The organism is Belnapia sp. (assembly GCF_059504005.1).
Genome location: NZ_JCACHU010000060.1, coordinates 1 through 7,048, shown reverse-complemented (window position 1 = coordinate 7,048; position 7,048 = coordinate 1). Strand labels below are relative to the sequence as shown.

At 67.3% G+C, this 7,048-nt stretch carries 7 protein-coding genes; all 7 read right to left on the bottom strand.

Going from position 1 to position 7,048, the window contains the following annotated elements; genetic code table 11:
• Positions 1-357 precede the first annotated feature (357 nt).
• The gene (locus AC5JJ1_RS10015; protein WP_495784978.1) at positions 358-1,161 is read right to left on the bottom strand and encodes an ABC transporter permease; all 804 of its coding nucleotides are present in this window, start codon (positions 1,159-1,161) and stop codon (positions 358-360) included.
• The gene (locus AC5JJ1_RS10010) at positions 1,158-1,991 is read right to left on the bottom strand and encodes an ABC transporter permease (RefSeq protein WP_495784977.1); all 834 of its coding nucleotides are present in this window, start codon (positions 1,989-1,991) and stop codon (positions 1,158-1,160) included. The genes AC5JJ1_RS10015 and AC5JJ1_RS10010 overlap by 4 nt, the downstream gene beginning before the upstream one ends.
• 4 nt (positions 1,992-1,995) lie before the next feature.
• Entirely contained in the window at positions 1,996-3,015 is a 1,020-nt protein-coding gene (locus AC5JJ1_RS10005) for an extracellular solute-binding protein (protein WP_495784976.1), read from the bottom strand.
• 76 nt (positions 3,016-3,091) lie between these two features.
• On the bottom strand, positions 3,092-4,141 hold the full coding sequence (locus AC5JJ1_RS10000; RefSeq protein ID WP_495784975.1) for an ABC transporter ATP-binding protein: 1,050 nt from the start codon (positions 4,139-4,141) through the stop codon (positions 3,092-3,094).
• Between the two features lie 9 nt (positions 4,142-4,150).
• A complete protein-coding gene (locus AC5JJ1_RS09995; RefSeq protein WP_495784974.1) occupies positions 4,151-5,488 on the bottom strand; it encodes an aspartate aminotransferase family protein in 1,338 nt (445 codons plus the stop codon).
• 237 nt (positions 5,489-5,725) lie between these two features.
• Positions 5,726-6,448 carry a segregation/condensation protein A gene (locus tag AC5JJ1_RS09990; protein ID WP_495784973.1) on the bottom strand — a complete coding sequence of 241 codons (723 nt, stop codon included), beginning with the start codon at positions 6,446-6,448 and terminating at the stop codon, positions 5,726-5,728.
• A gap of 73 nt (positions 6,449-6,521) precedes the next feature.
• On the bottom strand, positions 6,522-6,761 hold the full coding sequence (locus AC5JJ1_RS09985; RefSeq protein ID WP_495784972.1) for a hypothetical protein: 240 nt from the start codon (positions 6,759-6,761) through the stop codon (positions 6,522-6,524).
• Between the last annotated feature and the right edge of the window lie 287 nt (positions 6,762-7,048).

Below are 7,048 nucleotides of genomic sequence, written 5' to 3'. Positions count from 1 at the left end.
AGCGTGGGCAGGGACGAATGCGTCCAGGCCCCTGACCCATGCAACACGCTGATGCAGCGCTTCAAGTCACCCGAACAAGCCCAGCGGTTTCTCTCGGCGCACGCGATGATCTACAGCCATTTCCGTCCACCGGCGGCACCTGATGCGGTCCGATCAGTACCGCCGATCGCGCGACAAGGCTTTCCAAATCTGGCAGCAGGAGACGTGTGCCCAGATGGCGGCGTGAGGTCGCGCAAGCTCCGTCTTGCGGTCAAGCTCGGCTGGTCATCAAACAACGTGACAATGCCGCATAGCGCGTCCTTCCACGCCTGCTGGAAGACTGCACCATCAAACCCTGGGATCAAACATCTAGGACCATCAGCCGAGCAACTGTATTCGAACACCTCCTCGCCTCAAGAGCCATAAAATCAGCGATATTGCCACGGCACTAACCACGATCAACAGTGTGGCGATCGCGGTGATGGTAGGGTTCACCTGCAACACCAGTTCATTGAACATCCGCTTCGGCACCGTGTCGTGCCGGCCGGCGATGAAGAGGGTGACGATCACCTCGTCGAAGCTGGTGATGAAGGCGAAGATCCAGGCGGCGAAGACACTGGGCAGCAAGTTGGGCAGCAGCACCCGGCGGAACATGGTGGTGGTGGAGGCGCCGAGGCTGCAGGCCACCTGTTCGATTCTCGGGTCGAAGGAGCGGATCGCCACCGACATCACCAGCACCACATAGGGCACGCCCAGCACCGTGTGCCCCAGGATCATTCCTGCCATGGTCCCCAGCAGCCCGACCCGGGCGAAGGCGATGTAGAGTGCGACGGCGACGATCACGCTGGGCACCACCAGGGGGGCGATGAAGCTCCCCTCGATCAGCGTCCGGCCGCGAAAACTCCCGCGCACTAGCCCATAGGCCGCAATGGCGCCCAGCAGCAGCGCAATGGTGGAGGAGGCGAGGGCGACCAGGGCGGAGGTGGCCAGTGCCGCCACCCAGCGTGCATCCCCGAAGAAGCTTTCGTACCATCTGAGCGAGAGGCCCGGCGGGGGAAACTCCAGCGAGCTGGCGCTGGAGAAAGACATCGGGATGACGACCGCGATGGGCAGGCAGAGGAACGCCAGCACCAGCACGCCGTGCAACGTCAGCAACGGGCCGCCGCGCGACGCAGTCGTCACGACGTCGCGCCCCGGGAGCCGACCCAGCGGGACAACGCGAAGCAGAGGAGCGTGATCACCAGCAGGATAGTGGAGAGTGCCGCCGCCGCTTCCCATCGGGCGAATTGGTTGATGAGCAAGTCCAGCGCATTCGCCACCATCGGCACCCGCCCGCCACCCAGGATAGCCGGGGTGATGTAGAAGCCAAAAGTCAGGATGAAGACCAGGATGGACCCGGCTGCCAGTGCCGGCAGGCTGAGCGGGAAGAAAACCCGCCGGAACACGGTGAGCCGGGAGGCGCCAAGGGATTCGGCCGCCTGCAGCAACCGAAGATCGATGCGCAGCATAGCGGCGAATAATGGCAGCACCAGGAAGGGCAGCAGGACGTTGGTGGTGCCGATGACCACGCCCGTCTCGTTATACAGAAAGGCCACCGGCGCGGCAGCCAGGCCGAAGTCGAGCAGCATTCGGTTCACCAGCCCGGCATTACCAAGCACTACGATCCAAGCATAGGTCCGCACCAGAATGCTAATCCAGAAAGGCAGCACAACCAGCGCCACCGCCACTACCTGCCGTTGCGGCGACAGCCCGCGCAGCCAGTAAGCCAAGGGGTAGCCCAGCAGCGCGCAGGCGACGGTGGTGACCAGCGCGATGCGGAATGTGCGGCCGAGGACGCGGAGATAGACTGTCGTTTCCAGAAGCGCCTGGTAGTGTTCCAGGGTCGGTTCGGGGTGCAGCACGCTGCGCGCCAGCATCAAGGCGATGGGCAGCACAAAGGTGGCCAGCATCAGCACCAGCAGCGGCAGCACATAGCCCAACTCTACCCCCATCCGGCGGCTGGCCGCGGTCATTGCGTCACAGCCCCAGCTTGAACTCCTGCCAACGTCGTTCCGCTGCGTCGCGGTTCTGCGCCCACCAAGCTGGGTTGCCCAGAACCTGCATCTCCTTGTTCTCGCGCGTCGTCGGGAATTCCTGCAACCGCGCCTGTGGCAACAACGCCTCCAGCTGCGGGCTGGCACCGGTGTAGGAGATCACCTCGGCTGCTTTCGCCTGGTTCGCTGCCACCGACATCTCGTGCAGCAGGGCCATGGCAGCCGCCTTCTCGGCTGAGTTGGCGCCCTTGGGCACTACGAAATAGGACAGGTCCAGCAGTCCGTGGACATAGGTCAGCTCGATCCCCGCCTGCCCGGTGACGCGGCCGGAATAGGAGGCGGCGTACTGCACCTCGTTGTCCTTCAGCAGTTGCGGCGGCTGCGCTCCGGCCCCCCACCAAACGGAGACGCTGCCCTTCACCTTATCCAGGCTACGGAAGGCGCGGTTGAGATCGAGCGGGTAGAGCTTGTCCGGTGCCACGCCGTCGGCCAGCAGCGCCATGGGCAGGGAGAGGGTGAAATTATCCGGCAGCGTGCGCTTTCCCGGGAATTCCCGGGTATTCCAGAAATCCGCCCAGCTCCGCAGCGGCTTCGCGCCGGCGCGCCAGGCCATCAGTGTCGAGTAGTACTGGTAGCCGAAGGCGTGTGGCAGCCGCGCTTCCTCGAACATCGGGTCGGGGTTGATCGCCGCCCAGTCCAGGGACTCGATCATCCCCGCCGCCTGAGCTATTGCGGTGGAGAGGCTGCCCAGCTCGAACAGGACCGCGGTGATGCTGCGCGCCTCGACCATCGCGCGCAGCTTGCCCAGCGGGTTCGGGTTCTCCCGCACGACACGGATGCCGGTGCGCGCGGTGAATGGGCGGACATAGCCGGCCTCAATGGAATCGCCGGAGAGGCCGCCGGCCTCGATCATCCGGATCTCCCGCACTGCGCCCTGCGCTTGGACGATTGCGGGCATGGCGGCGAGCGCCCCGCCCTGGAGAAGAGTCCGCCTGGTGGTCATCGCCAATCTCTCCTACCCGGGGGATGATTGCCTGACATTCCCGCACGGAACTTGGCGAGGCGCAATGGACGGGCGCTCAGGCCGGGATGATCCAGGCATCGCCGGGATCCCAGTTCAGCCCGACCGCATCGCCGGAGCGAAAGCCGCCGCGCCGGTCCACCGCCACGGCGACCAGCGGCCCGGCCGGCGTCTCCAGGTGGTAGCGCACGGACTGGCCGAGATAGATCACCTCGACGACCTGCGCAGGCAGCCCACTCGTCGCCTCATCCGAGCGTCCGACCCGCAGGCATTCGGGACGGATGATAGCGGTGGCGCGGCTGCCCGGGTGGCGCCCTGCCGTCTGGCAGGGGATGCGCGTGCCAGTGTCGAGCAGCAGCGCCCCGCTCTCCGCCGCCACCACGCCCTCGAAGACGTTGGCCGTGCCTAGGAAATCCGCGACAAAGCGGTTGCTGGGTTGCCGGTAGGCCTCCTCAGGCGCCGCGATCTGCTGCACCTGCCCATGGTCCAGCACTACGATGCGGTCGGAGAGCGACAGCGCTTCCTCTTGGTCATGAGTGACCAGGACGGTGGTAATGCCGAGGTCACGCTGCAGGCGTCGCAGCTCGATCTGCACCTCCTCCCGAAGCTTTCGGTCCAGCGCGCCGAGCGGCTCATCCAACAGCAGGATGTCAGGGCTGAAGACGATGGCGCGGGCGAGCGCCACGCGTTGCTGCTGCCCACCCGAGAGCTGACTGGGCTTGCGCCCTTCGAAGCCCTCCAGCCGAACGCGCGCCAGCGCCTCCGTCACCCGCCGCCGCGTCTCAGCCGCGCCCGCGCCGCGGACCGAGAGTGGGAAGGCGATGTTGTCGAAGACCGTCATGTGAGGGAACAGCGCGTAGTTCTGGAAGACCAAGCCGATGTTGCGCTTCGCCGCCGGCAGGGCGGTGACGTCGCGGCCACCGATCAGGATGTGTCCCGCACTGGGCTGGCTGAGGCCGGCGACGACCGTCAGCATGGTGGTCTTACCGGATCCGCTCGGGCCCAGGATGGTGACAAACTCACCCTGGCCGACGTCGAGCGAGACGTCCGCCAACGCCACCACAGATCCGTAGCGCTTGGAAACACTGGAGAGCTGGATCGAGCTCACCGCGCCAGCCTAGGCCACGGCCCTCAGGCCGGCTTCCAGCACCGCACCAAACTCCTCCACCTCCGCCTCTGTCATCGGAGTGGAGAGCGCGCCGGAAACATTGGGCGTAGTCAGGATGCCATGCGCCAGCAGGTAGCCGAACAAGGCGGACTGCCGCGCCGCCTCATCGCCGGTCGGGTAAGCGTCGCGGTAAGTGCGGATAGGTCGGTCATGGAGGTGCAGCCGGAACAGCGACCCCATGCCAGTGACCTGCGCCAGCACGCCAGCCGCCGCGATGGCGGCGCGCACCCGCGCCCGCAGCACCTCCCCCAAGGCATCCAGGTGCGTATATGCGGCCGCGTCCAACAGCCGCAGAGAGGCGAGGCCGGCCGCCATCGTGATGGGATTGGCTGAGAAGGTGCCGCCATGTGGCACCTCCGGACGTCCTGAGCTGGCGTCGAACACTGCCATTGCCTCCGGAGTGCCGGCCACCGCACCGATCGGCTGGCCGCCGCCGACGATTTTGCCTAGCGTGGTAAAGTCCGGCTGCAGGCCGAACAGCGTCTGCGCGCCCTTAGGGTGCAGGCGGAAGCAGATGATCTCGTCTACGATCAACAGGATACCGAGCCGCCGGCACGCGGTCTGCACGCCCTGCAGGTAGTCCGGCGTGCCTGGCACCAGCCCAATGCGGGAGGGCAAGGGGTCCAGCACCACCGCGGCAAGGTCGGATGCATTCGCCTCCAGAAGGCTCAACGTCGCGTCCAGCTGGTTAAATGGCATTACCACGGTATCGGCCAGCACGCCGGGCGGCGTGCCGCGGGTATAAGCGTTGCGGGCCGGTGCCGTGGGGTCACCCCAAGTTGTGGGGCCGCTATCGTAGCTCACCTCCACATGGTCGTAGGCACCGTGATAGCCGCCTTCCATCTTGGCTACCTTGTGGCGGCCAGTGGCAGCGCGCGCTGCCTTTATAGCGAACATCACCGCCTCCGAGCCACTGTTGCAAAAGCGGATCTGGGAGAGACCGGGCACGCCGCGGCCACAGATCGCCTCGGCAAGTTCCACGTCGAGCGCGGTGGGTAGGCCAAAGGCCATGCCGTGCGCAGCCTGGGTCTGCACCGCCGCCACGATCTCGGGGTGCGCGTGGCCATGGATCAGTGAAAAGAAGTTATTTGCGAAATCCAGGAAGCTGCGCCCGTCTGTATCCGTGATGCGGCACCCCTTGCCAGATACAGCATATGGCGGATGTGGCGGCCACCATATGGTCACGCGCGTGGCACCGCCCGGCATCACCTGACAGGCGCGCTGATACAGTGCGGCCGAGGCAGCGCCGGAATTGCTGCCGGTCCGGGCGGTGGCGATGTTATCCATGCCGCGATCCTCTTGCTCTAGCATTGCAGGCCGCCCGGCGCCCGCGTGTCAATGCCATCGCTTGATGGCGCTCGGCGGCTCGCTGCACCAAGGTAGCATTCGAAGGCAAAGCGAAGCTTCTGTCGAAGCTGGAGTCGTTCGTTCAGGCGATGGCCCCTGCGCGGACGAAGACCGCGCCGAAGGGCTCAGCTTGGTCCAGCACGGCTGCGCCATCCCGGTTCAGGTCCAGTCCCGCCATCAGCGTCGTCGCCAGCGCTGCCCGCCGCTGCAGCTGTGACCGGGCCCGCTCCTCGGTGGGCGGCGGCAGGAAGCTGACAAGGTCAGCCCCTCCCCCACCGTCGGCAGCAAACCGCGCATGTGCTCCAGCGCATCCGGCACCCGCCACAGCGCCGGCGGCCGTGGCCGGTACACGCGGTCGCGGTGCGGCAGCACCAGCAGCCGCAGGCAGGCCCGCAGCAGCTCCGCCGTGTTCGCCAGCGGCGGGGCGCCGGCGCCGGAGGTTAGGGCCGGCTCCGCCTCGCCTCGGGCAAACGCCTGCCGCCCGAGCTGCGGCCGCCGCTCCAGCCAGTCCGCCAGGCGCACCGCCCACTCCCGGTCGGCCAGCCGCTGGCGCAACCCCGCCGCCTCGCGCTCCGCCTCGGCGCTCTGCGCCGCCGCGGCCGGCAGCAGCAGCCGCGAGCGCAGCAGCGTCAGCCAGGCCGCCATGATCAGCCAGTCCGCCAGCCGCGGCAGCGGCACCCGCCGTCGCTCGATCGCCGCTGCGACCACCGCCTCGAACTGCTCGGCCAGCGTCGTGATGGAAATCTGCGCCAGGTCGACCCTCTGCACCCGGGCGAGGTCCAGCAGCAGGTCGAGCGGGCCCTCATAGGCGCCCAGCCGCAGGTCCGGCGTGCCGCTATTGCCGACGGTGGCGCGGGCTGCGTCGAGGAAGACCTCGGCGCTGTCGGCCTCAAGGGTCATCGTAGTGCGGCTGCACCGCAATCCGCAGCGCTGGCCAGCGTTCGCGGATCTGCCGGATCGCGGGCCAGGGCGTTCAGTCGGCCGACCAGAAGCCAAACCAGAGCAGGCCGGGGTCTTGCTTGGGCGGCTGGCCGCGCTTCGGCACCGGCAGCTCGACCACATGCCGCAACGCCTCGGTGGTGCCCCAATGCGACCACAGCCACGCCCGCGCCTCCGGGTGCTCCGGCCCGAGCCGGAGCACGGCCTCCGGCACCGGCCGCAGCCGGTGCAGGTCGAGCGGCGAGGCCCGGCTCTCACCAGATCGCTCGGCCACCAGTCGCATCCGCTCCTCCGCTGCTGTCCGAAGCTGTCGCTGTTCCTTAATCAGGATAATGCAACGGGCTGGGAGGTCTGGTTCCTTAACCTGGATAATCAGCCGCTGCCGGCGGGCACCTTCGCGGCGTCCGGCCAAGTAACCGGGGCAAATCCGCGGGCGCGGCTGGCTGGTCAGACGGGGGTGGCGGCCTGACGGACGAGATCCGGTAGCGGCGGGACGGGCATGGCAGCTGGGACGCGCAGGCGGTCGCCGAGATAGCGGTAGAACGAGATGTCGAGCTTGCG